Origin of the sequence: Mycobacterium sp. 20KCMC460 (assembly GCF_022179425.1) — a bacterium.
Taxonomy (GTDB): Bacteria; Actinomycetota; Actinomycetes; order Mycobacteriales; family Mycobacteriaceae; genus Mycobacterium; species Mycobacterium kiyosense.
This window is the reverse complement of the sequence record NZ_AP025524.1, coordinates 5,606,188-5,626,191: the sequence shown is the minus strand read 5'-3', so window position 1 is coordinate 5,626,191 and position 20,004 is coordinate 5,606,188. Positions and strand designations below refer to the sequence as shown.

At 66.4% G+C, this 20,004-nt stretch carries 16 protein-coding genes and 1 pseudogene; 6 read left to right on the top strand and 11 right to left on the bottom strand.

All coding sequences use genetic code 11. The annotated features are described in order from the left end of the window. Positions 1 to 288: 288 nt before the first annotated feature. Together MKCMC460_RS25810 and MKCMC460_RS25805 are read right to left on the bottom strand one after the other, a co-directional pair. A complete protein-coding gene (locus MKCMC460_RS25810) occupies positions 289 to 1,107 on the bottom strand; it encodes an LLM class F420-dependent oxidoreductase (RefSeq protein WP_236977897.1) in 819 nt (272 codons plus the stop codon). 52 nt (positions 1,108 to 1,159) lie between these two features. After that, a pseudogene (locus MKCMC460_RS25805) lies at positions 1,160 to 1,588 on the bottom strand (gamma-glutamylcyclotransferase family protein); the annotation flags it as partial. A 283-nt stretch (positions 1,589 to 1,871) separates the two neighbouring features. Here MKCMC460_RS25805 and MKCMC460_RS31585 point away from each other — a divergent pair. Beyond that, positions 1,872 to 2,132: a DUF3761 domain-containing protein gene (locus tag MKCMC460_RS31585; RefSeq protein WP_305071304.1), complete on the top strand. Its 261-nt coding sequence runs from the start codon at positions 1,872 to 1,874 to the stop codon at positions 2,130 to 2,132. Between the two features lie 49 nt (positions 2,133 to 2,181). Here MKCMC460_RS31585 and MKCMC460_RS25800 read toward each other — a convergent pair whose 3' ends face one another. The 4 genes from MKCMC460_RS25800 to MKCMC460_RS25785 all read right to left on the bottom strand — a co-directional run bounded on the left by MKCMC460_RS25800 (position 2,182) and on the right by MKCMC460_RS25785 (position 5,539). Further along, the gene (locus MKCMC460_RS25800; protein ID WP_236977895.1) at positions 2,182 to 2,328 is read right to left on the bottom strand and encodes a hypothetical protein; all 147 of its coding nucleotides are present in this window, start codon (positions 2,326 to 2,328) and stop codon (positions 2,182 to 2,184) included. 20 nt (positions 2,329 to 2,348) lie between these two features. Continuing rightward, positions 2,349 to 3,575 (bottom strand): Nramp family divalent metal transporter, encoded by a 1,227-nt coding sequence (locus MKCMC460_RS25795; protein ID WP_236977893.1) that lies wholly within the window; start codon positions 3,573 to 3,575, stop codon positions 2,349 to 2,351. Positions 3,576 to 3,657: 82 nt separating this feature from the next. Then, the gene (locus MKCMC460_RS25790; RefSeq protein WP_236977891.1) at positions 3,658 to 4,737 is read right to left on the bottom strand and encodes a diacylglycerol kinase; all 1,080 of its coding nucleotides are present in this window, start codon (positions 4,735 to 4,737) and stop codon (positions 3,658 to 3,660) included. Positions 4,738 to 4,747: 10 nt separating this feature from the next. Further along, a complete protein-coding gene (locus MKCMC460_RS25785) occupies positions 4,748 to 5,539 on the bottom strand; it encodes an SDR family oxidoreductase (protein ID WP_236977889.1) in 792 nt (263 codons plus the stop codon). Positions 5,540 to 5,782: 243 nt separating this feature from the next. Here MKCMC460_RS25785 and pstS (MKCMC460_RS25780) point away from each other — a divergent pair, with 243 nt between their 5' ends. The 3 genes from pstS (MKCMC460_RS25780) to pstA are packed head-to-tail and all read left to right on the top strand — an operon-like array spanning position 5,783 to position 8,802. Beyond that, a complete protein-coding gene (gene pstS, locus MKCMC460_RS25780) occupies positions 5,783 to 6,907 on the top strand; it encodes a phosphate ABC transporter substrate-binding protein PstS (RefSeq protein ID WP_236977887.1) in 1,125 nt (374 codons plus the stop codon). Positions 6,908 to 6,919: 12 nt separating this feature from the next. Continuing rightward, positions 6,920 to 7,894, top strand: a complete 975-nt coding sequence (gene pstC, locus MKCMC460_RS25775; RefSeq protein ID WP_236977886.1) for a phosphate ABC transporter permease subunit PstC — start codon at positions 6,920 to 6,922, stop codon at positions 7,892 to 7,894. Continuing rightward, positions 7,891 to 8,802: a phosphate ABC transporter permease PstA gene (pstA, locus tag MKCMC460_RS25770; protein ID WP_236977885.1), complete on the top strand. Its 912-nt coding sequence runs from the start codon at positions 7,891 to 7,893 to the stop codon at positions 8,800 to 8,802. The genes pstC and pstA overlap by 4 nt, the downstream gene beginning before the upstream one ends. A 6-nt stretch (positions 8,803 to 8,808) precedes the next feature. Here the strand turns inward: pstA and MKCMC460_RS25765 are convergent, their stop codons facing one another. The 5 genes from MKCMC460_RS25765 to MKCMC460_RS25745 form a co-directional block, all read right to left on the bottom strand. Beyond that, positions 8,809 to 11,049 (bottom strand): serine/threonine-protein kinase PknD, encoded by a 2,241-nt coding sequence (locus MKCMC460_RS25765; protein WP_236977884.1) that lies wholly within the window; start codon positions 11,047 to 11,049, stop codon positions 8,809 to 8,811. Between the two features lie 329 nt (positions 11,050 to 11,378). Next, positions 11,379 to 12,503, bottom strand: a complete 1,125-nt coding sequence (gene pstS / locus MKCMC460_RS25760; protein WP_236977883.1) for a phosphate ABC transporter substrate-binding protein PstS — start codon at positions 12,501 to 12,503, stop codon at positions 11,379 to 11,381. Between the two features lie 99 nt (positions 12,504 to 12,602). After that, entirely contained in the window at positions 12,603 to 13,529 is a 927-nt protein-coding gene (locus MKCMC460_RS25755) for a Ku protein (RefSeq protein ID WP_236977882.1), read from the bottom strand. Between the two features lie 90 nt (positions 13,530 to 13,619). After that, positions 13,620 to 14,492 (bottom strand): carbohydrate kinase, encoded by an 873-nt coding sequence (locus MKCMC460_RS25750; protein ID WP_236977881.1) that lies wholly within the window; start codon positions 14,490 to 14,492, stop codon positions 13,620 to 13,622. 14 nt (positions 14,493 to 14,506) lie between these two features. Next, entirely contained in the window at positions 14,507 to 15,724 is a 1,218-nt protein-coding gene (locus tag MKCMC460_RS25745; protein ID WP_236977880.1) for a serine hydrolase domain-containing protein, read from the bottom strand. A 48-nt stretch (positions 15,725 to 15,772) separates the two neighbouring features. Here MKCMC460_RS25745 and MKCMC460_RS25740 point away from each other — a divergent pair, with 48 nt between their 5' ends. Beyond that, positions 15,773 to 18,049: an ATP-dependent DNA ligase gene (locus MKCMC460_RS25740; RefSeq protein WP_236977879.1), complete on the top strand. Its 2,277-nt coding sequence runs from the start codon at positions 15,773 to 15,775 to the stop codon at positions 18,047 to 18,049. Continuing rightward, positions 18,046 to 19,971 (top strand): fumarylacetoacetate hydrolase family protein, encoded by a 1,926-nt coding sequence (locus MKCMC460_RS25735; RefSeq protein WP_236977878.1) that lies wholly within the window; start codon positions 18,046 to 18,048, stop codon positions 19,969 to 19,971. The genes MKCMC460_RS25740 and MKCMC460_RS25735 overlap by 4 nt, the downstream gene beginning before the upstream one ends. Positions 19,972 to 20,004 lie beyond the last annotated feature (33 nt).

The window sequence follows — 20,004 nt, the reverse complement described above, 5'->3', positions numbered from 1 at the left end:
CCGAAGTGTGGTATAGAGCAGGGGCGGGGTCGGGTTGACCCCGTTTGGTTGTGCATCCTTGGCGATGGGTGTGAATCTACGGCTTTCGGTGTGAGCTAAGGGTTTTGGGTGTGAGCGTAGGGCGGCATTTTGGCCGAATTCCCGCCCAGGCTTCACGCCGGACGCCTAGGGTTCACGCCCGACGCCCAGGGTTCACGCCGGACGCCGAGGCTTCACGCGCGGCGCTCAGGCCCGACAACCCAAGCAGCGAGGGCGCTGGGAATGCAGGGTTCGGGAGCCCAAACGCGATCAGCGCAGCTTGTCGATCACCTTCGCGAAATTCTGGAGGTTGTTGTCCTGCACGGTAATCGACGTCACGCCGTACTTGTCCCGGTATTCCCGCAGCGTGTCGGCGATCGCACCCGGCGACCCGGTGAGCACCGAGTGCATCGCCAGCAGCTCCTCGTCCGACATCCCCGGCGAGTAGCGCCGCGTCATCGCCAAGTCGGGCACGGTCTCCCCAGCACGTGGCATCGCCGTCACCGCGAGGTTCAGCTCCAGCGAGTCGAAGCGGTCGCCGGCAGCGGCCCGGACGAACTCGACGCGTTCGGTCAGCGGGTCGTCGGCCTCGCGCACCCGGGCCCCGGTCAACCCGACGATGTCGGCATAACGCGCAGCAAGGGTCAGCACCCGGTCACCGTTGCCGGCGATCAGGATCGGCATCTTCGGGTGATGCTCACTGAGGCATTTCGTCATGTGCTCGAGGTAGTCGACGCGTGCTCCGGCGCTGGGGTATGGCAGCTCGGCCGCCTCGAATTCCTCACGGACATAACCAGTTCCGAGCCCGACCTCGACACGCTGGTCGCTGATCAAGTCCAGACAACCCAGGTCTCGGCTCAGTAGGGCCGGCTTGTAGAAGGCGGCGTTGAGCACATACATGCTCAGCCGCAGCGTCGTGGTGACCATGGCGGCTGCGGTCAGCGTCGGAAACGGTGCCGCCGCACCGAGATGGTCCGGCACACAGAGTATGTCGAACCCCGAATCCTCGGCGCGCTTGGCGGTGTCCACCAGAGCATCGCGGGACTTGAAGAATCGCAGGCTCAACCCGAACCGAAAGTCCTTGGCCACCAATAAACTCCCTCTACTAGGAGAAACACCGCGCGGCCGGCGCGGAGCTCACCGGATCCCAGCGGTGCAAGAAGTCGATCCAGCGTTGCGGCAACCCGTGGTGCACTGCGCCGTCGATGATGCGCTGCAGATAGCCCGGCCGGGGCGGCCCCGCGCTCACCCGCGGGTCGATGTACACCCACGCCGCCGCTGTCGAACCATTACCCAGTCGCACGGTCAGCTCATCGCGCCGGTAGCGCACCGGCACGCCCTCGGCGCTGTCCAACCGGGTTAGGTCGTCGTCGGAGAGCCGCCACAGTACGCCGTGCACCTCACCACCGGCCAGCGGCTCGACGGTGGCTACGCCGCGTTGGTTGATCAGCCAGCAGTGGTCGCCGAGCACCGCCGGGCGCGGGTCGCCTGCGTCGGGGCAGCGGGCCGCCATCTGGCGCACGCACAGATTCGATCCGTATGCGAAGTAGAGGTGTCGGCCCGCTCGCATTCAGCCCGTCACCGTCAGATAGATCAGCGTTAGCACTTACTCACCATTGTGCTTTGACCTGCAAAAACGTGGTTGCTGGTGTCCGTTGTGCGGCTCATTATCTTAAGGTGAGCCGACCCGTCCGTGGCGTCTCCTGAGCGGTGCACCAATCAAGTACATCACCCCCGTAGTGCCCGACTCTCTTGCGGGCTTCTTGGTGCGGCATTTCACCGAAATTGTTCCCAGTCGGGTCGGTGTCCGCCTACGCTGCGCCCTGTTGGATCACCACCGGGAAGGGGTAGCCATGTTTCTTCGGATAGTTGTCGTCGCAGCGTTCATCGGCACGGCCGCGCTTGCCCCGCCGCCGCAAGCCAGCGCGCAATCGTGCTCCAAGGGCTACTACAAGGCCGCTTCTGGCAACTGCGTACACCGGCCAATCTGCGGAGTGTCTACACAGCCGGACGGTGCCACCGCGTTGTGTAACGACGGTTGCTGGTCGTTCAGTGAGAATCCCAGCGAGGATGACACATGCAGCGGACACGGCGGCGCAAAGAAAGTCTTGTAAACCATTGCCGCCCTTGGTAATAGCGCACAATGTTGTGCTTCACCGCAGGTCAGGACTGGTGCAGCATGTCGGCATGACTACCGAACTGCTGATCGCCACCGTTGCCTGCCTCGCTGACCACCTTGAGGTCGACGGCCACCCGCTTGCTTGGGTGCCGCGCGCTGTCCTGGCCGACACCCAGTAAGGGCATTTTCACAGCTAGAAGCACCTTTTCATTCAGCCCGTCACCGTCAGATAGATGAGCGCCACGTTGAGCACACTAATCATCACCGCGACCACCCAGCCAATGGCCGTTGTCAACCGGTGGTTGGCGTCGGCGCCCATCAGTTCCCGGTTTCCGGTGAGCCTGACCAGCGGCAGCACCGCGAACGGTATCCCGAACGACAGCACCACCTGGGAGATCACCAGTGCCCGGGTGGGGTCCACGTCCAGCGCCAACAGCGCTATCGCGGGGCAGACGGTGACCAGGCGGCGGAGCGCCATCGGCACCGACTTGTGCAGCAGCCCCTGCATGATCATCGCGCCGGCGTAGGCGCCCACCGACGACGACGCCAAACCCGAAGTCAACAAACCGACCGCGAACAGCACCGCGATCGTCGGGCCTAGCGTGTCTCGGACCGCGACGTAGGCGGCATCGATGGACCCGACGTCACCGTGCCCGCGCATGTTGAAGGCGGCGACCAGCAGCATCGCCGCGTTGACTCCGCCGGCGATCACCATGGCGATCCCGACGTCCACCCGGGTGATGCGCAACAGTCGACGGCGGTCCGGCCCGGGCGCGGGCTGGCCGTGCCGGTCGCGGGCCAACCCGGAGTGCAGGTAGACCGCGTGGGGCATCACGGTGGCCCCCAGGATCGCGGCGGCCAGCAACACGCTCTCGGTGCCGTGGAAGCGTGGCAGCAGGCCGGACACGACTTCGCCGGCCGGCGGTGTGGCGACGAAGAAGCTGGCGGTGAAGCCCAGCGCGATGATCAGCAGCAGCCCGGTGATGACCACCTCGAACAACCGCTGGCCGCGACGGTCCTTGACCATCAGCAGCAGCAACGAGATCACGCCGGTGATCAGCCCGCCCAGCGGCAGCGGCAACCCGAACAGGATGCGCAGTGCGATGGCCCCGCCGATCACCTCGGCCACATCCGTCGACATCGCGACGATCTCGGCCTGTGCCCAGTAGACCAGCCGCGCGGGCCGACCCATCCGGTCGCCGATCGATTCGGGCAGCGAGCGGCCGGTGACCAGGCCGAGCTTGGCCGAGAGGTACTGAACCAGCCCGGCCATCACGTTGGCCACGACGATGACCCATAACAGCAGGTAGCCGAATTGGGTGCCGGAGCTGACGTTGGCGGCGACGTTGCCGGGGTCGACGTAGGCGATTGCGGCGACGAACGCCGGTCCCAGCAGGTACCAGCTTGCTTTGTCCGAGGTCGTGACGTCCTGCGCCAACTCACCGCCCTAGAGGTCAGAGGGTTCGAATAAAAAAGTGAGGTTATCCGAAACCGGCCGCAGGTTTGTTGGCGGCCCGAGCTTAGTCGGCGGGGAGGTACAGGCCGCGGCCGGTAATCAACGGCAACTCGAGCGTGGTCCGGATCCCAGGCGGGGCGGCCACCACCGCGGGTATGGCGTTGACGATGCGCATCGCCGTCGCGACGAGCCCGGCATGGTTGTGGTCGCCGAGCCGACTGCTCAGGCAGATGTCCATGGCGTACGACGGCTCACCGGTGATCTCCACGCGGTACGAACCACCGGGCTGCGCGGGTTGCGGCCAGTCCGGGCACAAGTCTTCGCGCAGCCGGGTGATGTGCTCGAGCACGACGGCGGGGCGGCCGTCGAGCATGCCGAGCACCTCGAACCGCAGCGCGGCGGCACTGCCCTGCGCAATGTGGCCCGATGCGATGTCGAAGGCCTCGGGCGCGGGCACCCGGACGTACTTCTCGGTCACCTCGTCGAGCGAAATGCCAAGTCCCGCAGCGAGTTGGCGGACCACCGAGCCCCACGCCAGGCTGAGCACCCCGGGCTGCAGCAGCATCGGGATGTCCTCCATCGGCCTGCCGAACCCCATCACGTCGAACATGACGACGGCGCTGTCATATGTCGCGTAGTCGACGATCTCCATGCAGCGCACCTGCTCGACGCTCTGACAGGTGCCGGCCAGCGCCATCGGCAGTAGGTCGTTGGCGAAGCCCGGGTCGATGCCACTGACGTACAGGCTCGAATTACCTTGCCGCGCAGCCTCTTCGATCGGTTCGATCAAGTTTTGCGGCAGCACCTGCCACGGGTACTGCAGGAACACCGGACCGCTGCCCACCATGTTGATCCCGGCCGCCAGCACGCGCCGGTAGTCTTCCAGCGCTTCGGGAAGGCGGTTGTCGGCCATCGCGTTGTAGACCGCACACTGTGGCGCGGTGGCAAGCACGGCGTCCAGATCGGTGGTCGCTTTGACTCCCGTGGCCTGCTCGAGTCCGGCCAACTCGGCCGCGTCCTTTCCGGCCTTGGCGTCCGACGACACCCACACTCCGGTGAGCTCGAACTCCGGGTTGGTGATCAGCGCACGCAGCGAGTGGATGCCGACGTTGCCGGTGCCCAGTTGGGCGACACGTATTGCCATGACCGACTCCTTACAGATCCGGGACGGGGATCGTGAGATTGGGGAAGGTGAGGCCGCCGTCGACCTCCAGCGTCTTGCCGGTCAGGAAACCACCCGCGGGCGACGCCAAATAGACTGCGGCAGCGGCGATGTCAAGCGGATCACCGAGGCGGCGCAACGGCGTCGCCTGTTCCATCGGTTTGCGCAGCTCGTCGTTGTTGGCCACCACGTCGAGTGCGGAGGTCAGGATCGATCCCGGCGCGATCGCGTTCACCCGGATGCGGGGGCACAAGTCCAGTGCCGTCAATCGCGTGTAGTGCGTCAGCGCGGCTTTGGCGGTGCCATAGGCGGCGAAGCCGCGCCCGGCCAGCCGGCCGATGGCCGAGGTGATGTTGATGATGCTGCCGCCGCCGGAATGCTCGAGGATCAGCGGCACCGCGGCGACGGTGAGCGCATGGGCGGTGGCGACGTTGAACGTGAACGCGTCCCTGAGCTCTTTGGTCGACGTGGTCAGCAGCGTGTTCGGCATGCTGCCCCCGACGTTGTTGACGACGATGTCCAGCTTCCCGAATGCCTCGACGGCCACCGCGGCGAGCTTCTCGGTCTCCTCGGGGCGAGCCAGGTCCGCGGCCACCACGTGGGCACGGCGCCCGGCGGCGCGCACCTGCTCGGCGACCTCGTCCAACTGCGACCGGGTGCGCGACGCGATCACCACGTCGGCGCCCGCCTCGGCGAACGCCAGTGCGATGGCCGCGCCCAGGCCGCGGCCCGCGCCGGTGATGACGGCGATCTTGTCGTCGAGTCGGAACCTGTCGAGGATCACGGCGGCCTCGTTTCATTCGTCGGACGACACGACGGCGGCGGCCATCGCCTCGATGATTTCTGTAACAGGTTCTAGTTTGGCACAGGGGTGCCGAAGGGCTTGCGTCGCGTCCGTCAGCAACTCTTTCACCGCACGTAACCTGTTGTTAATGTAGGTGAATAGCTGTAATGAAAGGGGTTCTCAGGAAGCCGCGACGGGTGGGCGGCGTCTAGCATCTTTCATCACTACCAGTTAGGAACTGAATTGAAACTCAACCGATTTGGTGCTGCTCTGAGTGTGCTGGCATCAGGCGCGCTGGTGTTGTCGGCTTGTGGCAGCGACAACAACAACGCAGGCGGGGGCAGCTCAGGCGCGTCGGGCAGTGCGTCGTCGGGCAACGTGAGCTGCGGCGGCAAGAAGGCGCTGAAGGCCAGCGGTTCGTCCGCGCAGAACAACGCGATGACCCGCTTCGTCAAGGCATTCGAATCGGCTTGTCCCGGGCAGACGTTGAACTACACAGCCAACGGCTCCGGCGCCGGCATCAGCGAATTCACCGGCAACCAAACAGATTTCGGCGGTTCCGACTCTCCGCTTACCCAGGACCAGGCGGCCGCGGCCCAACAACGTTGCGGCGGTGCGCCGGCGTGGAACCTGCCGGTGGTGTTCGGCCCCATCGCGGTCACCTACAACGTCGGGGGAGTGAGCTCACTGAACCTCGACGGGCCCACCCTGGCCAAGATCTTCAACGGCGGCGTGAAGAAGTGGAACGACCCGGCAATCGCGGCCCTCAACCCCGGCACCAACCTGCCCGGAACGGACATCCACGTGGTGTTCCGCAGCGACGAGTCGGGAACCACGGACAACTTCCAGCACTATCTCGACGCCGCCTCCAACGGCGCATGGGGCAAAGGCGCCGGCAAGTCGTTCCAGGGCGGCGTCGGTGAAGGCGCCAAGGGCAACGACGGCACGTCGGCGGCCATCAAGAACACCGAGGGCGCCATCACCTACAACGAGTGGTCGTTCGCGCAGGCCCAGAAGCTGAGCATCGCGAAGATCATCACCTCGGCCGGACCGGACGCCGTCGCCATCGGCGCCGAGTCGGTGGGCAAGACCATCGGCGGCGCCACCGTCAAGGGCCAGGGCAACGACCTGGTGCTCGACACCGCCTCGTTCTACCGGCCCACCCAGCCCGGCTCCTACCCGATCGTGCTGGCCACCTACGAGATCGTCTGCTCGAAGTACCCCGACGCCGCCGTCGGAACCGCGGTGAAGGCATTCCTGCAGTCGACCATCGGACCCGGTCAAAATGGCTTGGGGGACAACGGGTATGCCCCGATCCCGGATTCCTTCAAGTCGAGGCTGTCGACCGCGGTCAACGCGATCTCCTGATCGGAGGTTGACGTGGCCAATCCCCCGCTGGCAAAGCATGCGCTAGCGGAGGTGGACGCGCGCGCGTCGCGGCGAGCCGATCGGTTGTTCAGATCGCTTGCCGCGGCCGCCGGTTCCACCATCGTGGTGGCGATCGTGTTGATTGCGGTGTTCCTGCTGCTACGGGCCGTCCCGTCGCTGCGCGCAAACACCGTCAACTTCTTCACCAGCGCGCGGTTCGACACCACCGACGACCAGAAGCTGGCGTTCGGGATCAGCGATCTGCTGATGGTCACGGTGCTCAGTTCCATCACCGCGCTGGCGCTCGCGGTGCCGATCGCCGTCGGCATCGCGGTCTTCGTCACGCAGTACGCACCGAAACGGCTGTCGCGGCCGTTCAGTGCGATGGTGGACCTGCTGGCCGCGGTGCCCTCGATCATCTTCGGGCTGTGGGGGATCTTCGTGCTGGCACCGAAGCTGGAGCCGCTGGCGGAGTTCCTCAACCGTCATCTGGGCTGGTTCTTCCTGTTCAAGAGCGGCAACGTGTCCCTGGCCGGCGGCGGCACGATCTTCACCGCGAGCATCGTGCTGGCCGTGATGATCCTGCCGATCATCACGTCGGTGTCACGCGAGGTGTTCCGGCAGACCCCGCCGATGCAGATCGAGGCGGCGCAAGCGCTCGGTGCGACCAAGTGGGAGGTGGTGCGCACCACAGTGCTGCCGTTCGGGCGCAGCGGTGTCATCGCCGCCTCGATGCTGGGCTTGGGTCGTGCGCTGGGTGAGACGGTGGCGGTGCTGATCATCCTGCGCTCGGCGGCGCGGCCCGGGACATGGTCGCTGTTCGACGGCGGCTACACGTTCGCCTCCAAGATCGCTTCTGCCGCAGCCGAATTCAGCCGGCCCCTGCCGACGGGGGCCTACATCTCGGCCGGCTTCGCATTGTTCGTCCTGACTTTCGTGGTCAACGCGGCAGCGCGCGCGGTCGCCGGCGGAAAGGTCAACGGATGAGCCAACTCAGCGCCGACGCGCTCGAGCAGCCCGTCAAGGCCGTCGTCTTCCGTCCGCTGAGCCTGGTTCGCCGGATCAAGAACGACATCGCCACGACCTTCTTCCTCGCGTCGTTCGTGATCGCGCTGGTGCCGCTGGTCTGGGTGCTCGCGGTGGTGATCATCCGCGGCTACCACGCCGTCATCACCGCGGACTGGTGGACCCACTCGCTGCGTGGGGTGTTGCCCGAGGAGTTCGCCGGCGGCGTCTACCACGCGCTGTACGGGACGTTGGTGCAGGCAGGTGTCGCGGGCGTGATCGCGGTGCCGCTCGGCTTGATGACCGCTGTCTACCTGGTCGAGTACGGCACCGGTCGGCTCGCCCGGGTGACCACGTTCATGGTGGACGTCCTCGCCGGCGTGCCCTCGATCGTGGCGGCGCTGTTCATCTTCAGCCTGTGGATCGCCACATTGGGATTCCAGCAGAGCGCGTTTGCGGTGTCGCTGGCCCTGGTCCTGCTGATGCTGCCGGTGGTGGTGCGCTCCACCGAGGAGATGCTGCGGTTGGTACCCGACGAACTACGAGAAGCCAGTTACGCCTTGGGCGTTCCGAAATGGAAGACGATCGTGCGGATCGTGACGCCCATCGCGATGCCGGGCATCGTGTCGGGCGTGCTGCTGGCGGTGGCCCGGGTGATCGGGGAAACCGCGCCGGTACTGGTGCTCGTCGGGTACAGCCGCTCGATCAACCTCGACATCTTCGAAGGCAACATGGCCTCGCTGCCGCTGCTGATCTACACCGAACTCACCAACCCCGAACACGCCGGGTTCCTGCGCGTGTGGGGAGCGGCGCTGACCCTGATCATCCTGGTGGCGGTGATCAACCTGATCGCCGCCGGGATGCGGTTGGTGGCCACGCGGTCGCGCTGAGCCGCGCTACTTCGGGGAAGGCGCGAGTCGCAACACCCTGCCGTTGCCGCGGTCGGCGACGTAGACGTTGCCTTTCTTATCCACCGCGACCGACAACGGGGTGTTCAGCCCGGTGAACGGCAGTTCTTCGCTGGCCGCACCACCGGCGGGCAACTTCACCACCACGTTGTTGTCGTGTTCGGTGACGTAGACGGCGCCGGCGCCGTCGACCGTGATGCCCCACGGTGCGCTCAAGCCGGTGAACGGCAGCACCGTCTGATTGGTGGTGCCGGCGTCGAGTTTGAGCACCCGGTTGTTGTCGGTGTCGGTGACGTAGATGTTCCCGTCGGTATCCAGTGCCACGCCGTCGGGATTCTTCAGTCCGCTGAACGGCACCTCGACCTGCGCGTTGCTGTTCGGCGGCAGCTTCAGCACCCTGTTGTTGCCGCGGTCGGCGACGTAGACGTTGCCCTGGGGGTCCACCGCGACACCCTCGGGGTAGCTGAGGCCGCTGAACCCCAGCACGGTTGGTTTGTTGGAGCCCGCCGGCACCGACACCACCCGGTTGTTGAAGTCGCTGACGTAGATCGTCCCGTTGCCGTCCACGGCGATGCCCTGTGGTTCGTAGAGTCCGCTCACCGGCATCACCGTGGGGGAGCTGGATCCCTGCGGCAGCGTCACCACCTTGCCGTACATGGTCTGGTTGGTGACGTAGACGGTGCCGTTGGCGTCGACCGTGACCCCACCCGGTGCGAAGCGGAAGTTGAAGTCCTTGAAGGGCATAACCTGCTGGCCCTTGGCGTCCGCCGCATCACCGCCGCTGTCCTTCGATCCGAACAGCAGGAACGCGGTCACCGCGCCGACTACCAGCAGCAGCGCCGCCGCGATCGCACCGATGATCAGCGGCTTACGCGACTTCGCCGGCGGCGGGCCGCTTGCCGGGGGCTGGCTGGGCGACGGTGGCGCACCAGCACGCGCACCGGCGGCAGCGCCCGGCTGGCTGGCCCAAGCGGCGGCTGCGACCGGGGCGGCTTGCGTCCACTGCTCGGAGTTCTGTCCAGGTTCGGAGCGCCACCCGGTGGGGTTCGCCGGCGCGACCCTGGTCTCGTCCCGGGTCGAATACGACGGGATCCGCGCGGTCTGGTCCCCGGTCGGATACGACGGTATTCGGGCGGTCTGGTCGCCGGTGGGGTACGGCGGCGCCGGTGTCCGCGTGCCGGAGCCGTACGGCGGAATCGGTGTCCGCATGGTCTGGTCCGCGGCGGCGTACTGAGCGGGCGCAGCAGGCATGGCCGCCGGGCCGGACGGTTGCCCGCTGGCGCCGCCGCGACTGTTCCAGCCGCCGGCCAGGCTCGGGTCGACGACGGGCGCGATGAGCGTCTGATTGTCGCCTTGCCGCAGGATGGTGGCCTCTTGGCGCTGCTCGGGAGTGGTCAGCGCGTCGTGGGCGGCGGCGGCGAGGTCGCCGGCCGTCATGTAGCGCTCGGTGGGGTTCTTCGCCATGCCTTTGGCAATCACCGCGTCCAGCGCCTCCGGAACCCGGCCCGGCCGCAGCACGCTGGGCCGCGGGATCGGCTCCATCAGATGCGACGCGATCAGCCGCTCCACGCTGTCCGCCCGGTACGGTGGTGCCCCGGTCAGGCATTCACCCAGCACGCAGGCCAGCGCGTAGATGTCGGCCCGATACGTGACTTCGTCGCCGGTGAACCGCTCCGGAGCCATGTAGTTGTAGGTGCCCACCGCCATCCCGCTCTGCGTGAGACTGGGATCTTGACCGGCGCGGGCGATGCCGAAGTCGACCAGATACGCAAAGTCGTTGGCGGCGACGAGGATGTTCTCCGGCTTCACGTCGCGATGCGTGATCCCGCTGGCGTGCGCGGCATCCAGCGCCGCGGCGACCTGCCGCACAATGGCCACCGTCCGGGCCGGCGTGAGCGGCCCGTACTGCGTCAGCATCGAGCGCAGCGACACCCCGTCGATCAGGCGCATCTCCACGTAGAACTGTCCGTCGATCTCGCCGTAGTCGTGGATCGGCACCACGTGCGGTTCGGTCAGCCGCCCGGCGATATCGGCTTCGCGCTGCATCCGGGCAGCGAAAACCGGATTGCCCGAGTACGCCGTCGAAATCAGCTTGAGCGCCACCACCCGATGCTTACGGGTGTCCTCGGCCTCGTAAACCTCGCCCATGCCGCCGCGGCCGATCAGGCGCACCAACTGGTAGGGCCCAAAATGCGAGCCCACCCGCGATTCCGAACCGGTGTTGGTCACCGTCGACGCTCCCTTCGCCCGGACACCCCACGCCGCATCCGGTAGCGGTCACGTACCGGCGGCCACGCTGCCGCGGCGCCGAAACGAATGGTTAACACACGGTAAATCCTCGTGGAGTGGGCACACAACCAAATCCGGGGACTCGGCACGATTTTTGATCACGAGTGCGTAACGGGGTTGGGTCGTCCGGCCGGTCGGGTACCGGTCTGAAAACGCTGCCAGCCCTGAAAACCGTTGGTGTGCTTGAACATTAACCTCTTCGAGGTGGCGAAGGCGGCGGAACCGACCGCCCCGCAACGTGTCCCGGCGCTCGCGGCGGTGACTAGCGGTCACCCGATGGCGTTGACCACCGGTATCAGCTTCTTCTGCAACGAGTCCGGCAGCGGAATGTAACCGTACTCCTGCAAACCGATCTGGCCGTCGCCAATTGTGGCTTGCATGAATGCCTTTACCGCTTGGCCGGTGGGGGAGTCGGGATACTTCGAGCAGACGATTTCGTAGGTCACCAACACGATCGGATACGAGCCGGACTGAGTCGGCCGATAGAACGACGAGGTGTCCACCACGAGGTCGTTGGGCTCGGTGCCGCCCTTGAAGGTGGCGCCGGCTATGGTCTTGCCGACCGACTCCGGGCTGATCGACACCGCCTCCGGACCGGCCGAGGTGATGATCTGGGCCTTGTTCAGCTGGTGGCCCTCGGCGAAGGACCATTCGTTGTAGGTGATCGAGCCGTCGGTGGCCTTCATGGCCTGCGACGTGCCGTCGTTACCGGCGGCTCCCTCGCCGACGCCGCCGTTGAACACCTGGCCGGCACCCTTGCCCCAGGCGCCGTTGGACGCCGCGTCCAGGTACTTCTGGAAGTTGTCAGTGGTACCGGACTTGTCGGAGCGGAAGACGACGTGGATTGGGGTCGACGGCAGGTTGACCCCGGAATTGAGCGCCTTGATCGCCGGGTCGTCCCACCTGGTGATGGCGCCGTTGAAAATTTTCGCGGTGGTGGGCCCGTCCAGGTTCAGCGAGCTGACGCCGTTGATGTTGTACGTGACCGCGATCGGTCCGAACACGACCGGAATGTCCCAGGCCGGCGAGTTGCAGCGCGCTCGCGCGCTGTCGGGTTCACCCTTGTCCTGATTCATCGGCGAGTCAGAGCCGGCCAAGTCGGTCTCGCCGGCAATGAAAGCCGCCATGCCGGCACCGGAACCGTTGGCCGCATAGTCCAGCGTGTGACCCGGGCAGGCATGGATGTAGGCGTACACGAACTGCTCCATCGCGTTCTTTTGCGCGGTGGAGCCACCGGCCAGGATCTTCTTCTTGCCGCCGCAGTTCACCGGGACGACGGGGGCGGCGCTGGATCCCGACGACGAAGTCTTGCCCGAATTGCCGCCGCAACCCGACATCGCCAATGCCGCAACAACAAGCAGTCCGATTGCGGCGGCGGATCGAGGAAACTTCATGGCGACTCCTCCGAAGAATCGGCAGCACGATGAGCATAGGTGAACAAACACCCCATAGGAGTTGAACACACGATGTTGATTTGCTGAAGCCCGTGCCGCTCAGGATTTCCTGGCAGGTGCCTTCTTGGCCGCTTTCTTGGCCGGCGCCTTCTTCGCGGGCGCCTTCTTGGCCGGAGTCTTTTTGGCCGGACTCTTTTTCGCCGTGTCGTTCTTCGGCGACGATTCCGTCGCGCCGCCCGAGCGGGCCTTCACGCTGGCCTCCAGCTTGGCCAGCAGGTCGGACACGTCTTCGGACTCGTCCAACTCGGTCGGCTGCTCCTCGACCGTAAACGCTTCGCTGCCTTCGAGTTTCGCCTCGACCAGTTCCAGCAACTGTTCCTGGTAGGTGTCGTGGTAGCGGTCCGGGTCGAAGTCGTCGGACATCGACTCCACCACCTGGCCGGCCATCTTCAGTTCGGCCGGCTTGATCTCCACTTCCTTGTCCAGCACCGGGAAGTCCGGGTCGCGGATTTCATCCGGCCACAACAGCGTGTGGATCACCATCACGTCGCGTTTGCCGAAATCCTTGACGCGCAACGCGGCCAGCCGGGTCTTGCTGCGCAGCGTGAAGTGCACGATCGCCATCCGGTCGGTATCGGCGAGCGTCTTAGCAAGCAGCACATACGATTTGGAGGATTTCGAATCGGGCTCCAGGAAGTAGCTGCGGTCGAACAGCATCGGGTCCACTTCGCTGGCCGGGACGAACTCGAGCACTTCGATCTCGCGGCTGCGCTCTTCGGGCAGGGTGGCGATGTCGTCGTCGGTGATCACCACGCTCTTGCCGTCGTCGGATTCGAAGGCGCGGGCGATGTGGTTGTAGTCGACCACCTCCCCGCACACCTCGCAGACCCGCTTGTACCGGATGCGTCCGTTGTCCTTGTCGTGCACCTGGTGGAACTTGATGTCGTGGTCCTGGGTGGCGGTGTACACCTTGACCGGCACGTTCACCAGGCCGAAGGCGATCGAGCCCTTCCAAATGGAGCGCATTGGGTCAGTATGCCCACTAGGTGCCGACCAGACGCAAAATCACCCGGCACGCCCGGCGTGCCGGGGATTTTGCGTCTGCTATCGCCACCATCAGGGGCCGGCGCGGGAGACCGCCCGCGCCGCCGCCGCAGCCGCTTCGTCGAGTGCCGACCGCATTGCTTGCAGACCTATGCCGCGCAGTCGCTCGCGCCGGTCACCGCCCAACAGGCCCGAACTCCACAGACTGTCCAGCAGACCGACCATGAAGGCGTCCCCGGCGCCGATCGTGTCGACCACCGTGGCCGGTTTGGCCGCGACCGTCACTTCCCCGGCCGCGCACAGTCCCACCGAACCCTGCGCGCCCATGGTGAGCACGACGATCGCAGGTCCGGACGCCAGCCAGCCGCGGGCGGTGTCCAGTGCCGGCCGCTCGGGTGCCAGCCAGCGCAGGTCCTCGTCGCTGGCCTTGACGATGTCGCTGCGCTGGACGAGCTTGTCGATGCGGCCGCGCGCCTGGTCGCGATCGGCGATCAGCGACGGCCGGACGTTGGGGTCGAAGCTGACGGTGGCCGACGGCCGGTAGGCGTTGAGCAACGCGGCCACCGCCAGGCAGCCCGGTTCGCGCACCGCGGCAATCGATCCGGTGTGCACGAACAGCGGCGGCGGTACCGGCGGTGTGGCATCGAGGCGCCAATCCAGGTCGAACGAATAGCTCGCCGAGCCGTCCGCGGCCAGCGTGGCCACCGCGGTGGGTGTGCGCTGCGCCGTGACGCTTCCCGAAACAAGCTGCACCCCAGCGTCTTTGACGTACCGGGCGATAAGCCGGCCGCGGGCGTCGCCGCCGATGTGGGTCAGCAGGTCGACACCGCGACCCAGCCGGGCCAGGCCGACGGCGACATTGAGCGGGCTGCCGCCGACCTGTTCGGGCTGCCCCTCGACGATATCGATCAGCGCCTCGCCGATCACCAACCCCCGCGGATTCATGAGCTCCGGGCGTTTCAGACTTGCGGCCGGGCGCCCAATACGTCGCGGAACACGGCGTTGCGCAGGGTGAGTTCGCGGGGATCGCTGATCAGGTGGAAGCCCATCTTGTTCATCACATACCCGAAGCCGATACCGGTGTCCGGGTCGGCGAACCCGAAAGATCCTCCGGCGCCCGGCGTTCCGAACGCATTGTCCGAAGTTCCGAAGACGCACTTGGGAATCGGCTTGTTGAAGCCGAGGGAGAACGTCGTGTCGATGTGCAGCACCTTGTCGCGCAACCCCTTCGTCGGCGGCCGTGCCGGCTTCTGCAATGCGTCGAACGTGTCCGCGCTCAACCCCAGCGCCGGATCGCCGGTTGCCGCAGCGCCGTAGAGTTTGGCCAGGGACCGCGCGGTGCCGGTGCCGTTGACCGCCGGCATCTCCACCACCCGCAGCTCGTCGCGGTTGAAGGCAGCGGGGTGGTTGACGTCCTTGGCGAACACCAGCGCGCGCGCCGCCAGGCTGTGCGGGTTGAGCAATGCCGCGACGAAGCGCGGCGGCATCGTGTTGACATGCCAGATCAGGCTGGCGAACGACCAGGCGGAAAGGTGCGCCACGCGGTTGCGGTCCACCGAGGCCGGCAGGCCGATATGAAAATCCAAGCCGAGCGGACCGGCGATTTCGTCGGCGAAGAACCGGCCCAAAGTCCGTCCCGCGGGATCGGTGCGGCGGATCAGCTCGCCCTCATACCAGCCCAGCGTGATCCCGTGGTAGCCGTGCCGGGTGCCGGGCGCCCAGGCCGGTGCCTGCGCCGCGAGTTTCGCAGACATCGCCGGCGGGTCGGCCAGCTCCTGCAGCGTCAGCGCTGGGGTGACGACCGGCAGCCCAGCCTGATGCGCCAGCAGCTGCCGCACGGTCACCGCCGCCTTGCCCGCCTGCGCGAATTCCGGCCAGTAGTCGGTGACTTTCGCGTCGTAGCTGAGATAGCCCCGGGACACGGCGAGCGCGACACAAAGGGAGGCAACACCTTTCGTCGAGGAGAAGACGTTCACCAGGGTGTCTTGGGTCCACGGCGCTTTGGTCTCCCCGTTGCGGTAACCGCCCCACAGGTCGACGACCTTGCGGCCCTCCCGATACACCGAGACGGCGGCGCCGACCTCCTGCCCGCTGCTCAAATTCGCGCGGAAGGCGTCGGCGACCTTCCCGTAGCCCTCGTCGACGTCGCCCTGCAGGAGATGGCCCGGGTTGCCCATTCGCCGAGCGTACGAGATTGCCGCGGCGAGGACGACTAGGTTGGCCTTATGAGTTCGGCGCCGGAGCAGCGGGTCAAGCTGACCAACACCGACAAGGTGCTCTATCCGGCGACCGGCACCACCAAGGCCGACATCTTCGACTACTACACCCGCATCGCCGAGGTGATGATCCCGCACATCGCCGGGCGGCCGGTGACGCGCAAACGCTGGCCCAACGGAGTCGACAAGCCTTCGTTCTTCGAGAAACAGCTGGCGTCGTCGGCCCCGGACTGGTTGCCCCGCGCGAGCGTCACCCACCGGTCCGGGACCACCACCTACCCGATCATCGACAGCACCGACGGGCTGGCCTGGATCGCCCAGCAGGCCGCGCTGGAGGTGCACGTCCCGCAGTGGCGGTTCGTCGCACAGTGGACCCGTGCCGGGGAAAGCCTTGCGCCGGGCCCGGCCACCCGGCTGGTCTTCGACCTGGACCCCGGCGAGGGCGTGACAATCGCCCAACTGTCCGACGTGGCCCGGGCCGTGCGAGAGCTCATCTCCGATATCGGGCTGACCCTCTACCCGTTGACCAGCGGCAGCAAGGGGCTGCACCTTTACGCGCCGCTGGCCGAGCCGGTGAGCAGCCGGGGCGCCACCGTGTTGGCCAAACGCGTTGCGCAGCAACTGGAGAAGTCGATGCCGAAACTGGTCACCTCGACGATGACCAAGAGCCTGCGCACCGGCAAGGTGTTCCTGGACTGGAGCCAGAACAGCGGCTCGAAAACCACCATCGCGCCGTACTCACTGCGCGGTCGGGACCATCCGACAGTCGCGGCGCCGCGCAGTTGGGACGAACTCGACGACCCCGACCTGAGCCAGTTGCGCTACGACGAAGTGCTGGCGCGAGTGCAGCGCGACGGCGACCTGCTCGCCGCGCTGGATCCGGCAGCGCCGGGCGCCGACGATCCTGACCGGCTGACCAGATACCGCAGCATGCGGGACGCGTCGAAAACTCCCGAGCCGGTGCCGAAATCCAAACCCCAAGCCGGGCAAGGCAATACCTTTGTCATCCAAGAGCACCACGCCCGCCGGCTGCACTACGACTTCCGGCTGGAACGCGACGGGGTGCTGGTGTCGTGGGCGGTGCCCAAGAATCTGCCCGAGACCACCTCGGTCAACCACCTGGCGGTGCACACCGAGGACCATCCGCTGGAATACGGCGGCTTCGAGGGCCAGATTCCCAAAGGCGAGTACGGTGCGGGCAAGGTGGTGATCTGGGACTCGGGCACCTACGAGGCCGAGAAGTTCAACGATCACGAGGTGATCGTGAACCTGCACGGTCGTCGAATCTCCGGACGGTATGCGCTGATTCAGACCAACGGGGACCAATGGCTGGCGCACCGCATGAAGGAGCAGAAGGTATTCGACTTCGACGGGTTGGCCCCGATGCTGGCCACGCACGGGTCGGTGGCCGCTCTGAAGAAGGGACAGTGGGCATTCGAGGGCAAGTGGGACGGCTACCGGCTATTGGTCGACGCCGACCACGGCGCAGTCCGGCTGCGGTCCCGCAGCGGCCGCGACATCACCAAGGATTTTCCCCAATTAGCTTCCCTGGCTGATGCTTTCGCCGATCACCACGTCGTCCTCGACGGTGAGGTGGTGGCCCTGGACAAAGCCGGAGTGCCCAGCTTCAACCAACTGCAGAACCGTGTCCGGGCCACCCGGATCGAGTTCTGGGCTTTCGACCTGCTCTACCTCGACGGGCGATCGCTGTTGCGGGCCAAGTACGCCGATCGGCGTAAGTTGCTGGAAACTCTGGGCAGCACCGGCGATCTCATTGTCCCGCCGCTGCTGCCCGGTGACGACGGCGAACACGCCTTGGACTATTCCCACAAGCACGGGTGGGAAGGCGTGGTCGCCAAGAGGCGCGATTCGACTTACCAGCCGGGGCGTCGTTCGGCATCGTGGGTCAAGGACAAGCACTGGAACACCCAGGAAGTCGTGATCGGCGGCTGGCGAGCCGGCGAGGGCGGGCGCAGCAGCGGTATCGGGGCGCTGCTGATGGGCGTACCCGGCCCCGACGGCCTGCAATTCGTCGGCCGGGTCGGCACCGGGTTCACCGAACGCGAGTTGGCCGACCTGAAGAAGGTGTTCAAACCGCTGCACACCGACGAATCACCCTTCGGCACTTCACTTCCCGCCCGCGAGGCCAAGGGCGTCACGTTCCTGAAGCCGACGCTGGTCGGCGAGGTGCGCTACGGCGAGTGGACCCCGGACAACCGGTTACGGCAGTCGAGTTGGCGTGGACTGCGACGCGACAAGAAAGCGAGTGAGGTGGTACGGGAATGAAGTGGGTGACCTATCGGGACTCCGACGGCGAACGCGTCGGGGTACTCGACGGCGATCGGATTCACGCGCTCGCGCCGGGCGCGACCCTGCTTGACCTGATCGCCGCCGGCCGGTTGCCGGAGGAGGGCTCGCAGGCGCTGGTGTCGCCCGATACGACCGTGTTGTTGGGTGAGGTGACACTGGCCGCCCCGATCCCGCGCCCGCCGTCGATCCGCGACACGCTGTGCTTTCTGGACCACATGCGCAACTGCCAGCAGGCCACCGGCGGCGGACGGGTGCTGATGGACACCTGGTATCGCATCCCAGCGTTCTACTTCGCCTGTCCGGCAACGGTATTGGGGCCTTACGACGACGCCCCGATGGCGCCCGGAAGTGCCTGGCAGGATTTCGAATTGGAGATCGCCGCGGTGATCGGAACCACCGGCAAGGACCTGACCGTCGAACAGGCCGAACAGGCCATCGTCGGCTACACGATCTTCAACGACTGGTCCGCCCGCGACCTGCAGATGCTGGAAGGTCAGCTGCGGATCGGGCAGGCGAAAGGCAAGGACAGCGGTGTCACGCTGGGCCCCTACCTGGTCACCGCCGACGAACTCGAGCCCTACCGCCGCGACGGCAGGCTGCACCTGCAGGTGAGCGCATTGGTCAACGACACGGTGATCGGGTCGGGATCGACCGGGACCATGGACTGGACGTTCGCCGAAGTGATCTCCTACATCTCGCGCGGGGTGACCCTGCATCCAGGTGACGTGATCGGCTCGGGCACCGTGCCGACCTGCACCCTCGTCGAGCACCTGCCCAAAGGTGACGCCTTCCCGGGCTGGTTGTCCCCCGGGGACGTGGTGACGCTGCAGGTCGAGGCGCTGGGTGAGACCCGGCAGACGGTGCGGGCCACGCCGGCGCCGTATCCGCTTGCGCCGCGGCCTAATCCGGCCTCAGTGGGGGTAGCTTCCCGGGTCAACCCGGCTCCGGCGAAGGTGCCCTACACCCGTGGCCTGCACCAGGTCGCCGACCGGGTGTGGGCCTGGACGCTGCCCGACGGCGGATACGGTTGGAGCAACGCCGGTCTGGTCGCCGGTGACGGCGCGTCGCTGTTGGTGGATACCCTGTTCGACCTGGCGCTCACGCGCGAGATGTTCGACGCGATGCGGCCCGTCACCGACTCGGCGCCCATCACCGATGCCCTGATCACCCACTCCAACGGCGACCACACCCACGGAAACCAGTTGCTGGACAGGGGTGTTCGCATCCTCGCCGCCGCCGGCACCGCGGCGGAAATCGCGCACGAGGCCGGCGTCGACCGGCTGGTCGGCATCCAGACCGCCGACCTGGGTCCGGTGGCGACGACGTTCGCGCGAGACCGGTTCGGGCCCTTCGATTTCAGCGGCATTGTGCTGCGCAACGCCGATGAGACATTTGAGCGCGCGTTGACCATCGAGGTCGGCGGCCGGCGGGTGGACCTGCTCAATCTGGGGCCGGCGCACACAGCCGCGGACTCGGTGGCGCACGTGCCCGACGCCGGGGTGCTGTTCGCCGGGGACCTGTTGTTCATCGGCTGCACCCCGATCGTGTGGGCCGGGCCGATCGCCAACTGGATCGCGGCGTGCGACACCATGATCGCGCTGGACGCGCCGATCGTGGTACCGGGGCACGGGCCGATCACCGATTCCGACGGAATCCGCGCAGTGCGAGGCTATTTCGTGCACATCACCGAGTACGCCGACGAGGCGCACCGCAAGGGACTGTCGCTGGCCGAAGCGGTGGATGCCGTCGAACTGGGGGAGTACGCGTCCTGGCTGGACTCCGAGCGGGTGGTGGTCAACATCTTCCGGCGCTACTGCGAATTGGATCCCGACACCCCGCAGCCGGAGTTGCTGAATTTGTTTGCGATGCAGGCGGAGTGGCTGGCGAAGCATCAGTAGGTATGACACTGGACTCCATTGCCCAGGGCGGCC

Excerpts from the sequence above, each read along its gene's own strand:
- MKCMC460_RS31585 (WP_305071304.1), top strand. The coding sequence starts at position 1,872 with ATGTTTCTTCGGATAGTTGTCGTCGCAGCGTTCATCGGCACGGCCGCG.
- MKCMC460_RS25790 (WP_236977891.1), bottom strand. The coding sequence starts at position 4,737 with ATGGCAATACGTGTCGCCCAACTGGGCACCGGCAACGTCGGCATCCAC.
- pstA (WP_236977885.1), top strand. The coding sequence starts at position 7,891 with ATGAGCCAACTCAGCGCCGACGCGCTCGAGCAGCCCGTCAAGGCCGTC.
- pstS (WP_236977883.1), bottom strand. The coding sequence starts at position 12,503 with ATGAAGTTTCCTCGATCCGCCGCCGCAATCGGACTGCTTGTTGTTGCG.
- MKCMC460_RS25755 (WP_236977882.1), bottom strand. The coding sequence starts at position 13,529 with ATGCGCTCCATTTGGAAGGGCTCGATCGCCTTCGGCCTGGTGAACGTG.
- MKCMC460_RS25750 (WP_236977881.1), bottom strand. The coding sequence starts at position 14,492 with ATGAATCCGCGGGGGTTGGTGATCGGCGAGGCGCTGATCGATATCGTC.
- MKCMC460_RS25745 (WP_236977880.1), bottom strand. The coding sequence starts at position 15,724 with ATGGGCAACCCGGGCCATCTCCTGCAGGGCGACGTCGACGAGGGCTAC.
- MKCMC460_RS25740 (WP_236977879.1), top strand. The coding sequence starts at position 15,773 with ATGAGTTCGGCGCCGGAGCAGCGGGTCAAGCTGACCAACACCGACAAG.
- MKCMC460_RS25735 (WP_236977878.1), top strand. The coding sequence starts at position 18,046 with ATGAAGTGGGTGACCTATCGGGACTCCGACGGCGAACGCGTCGGGGTA.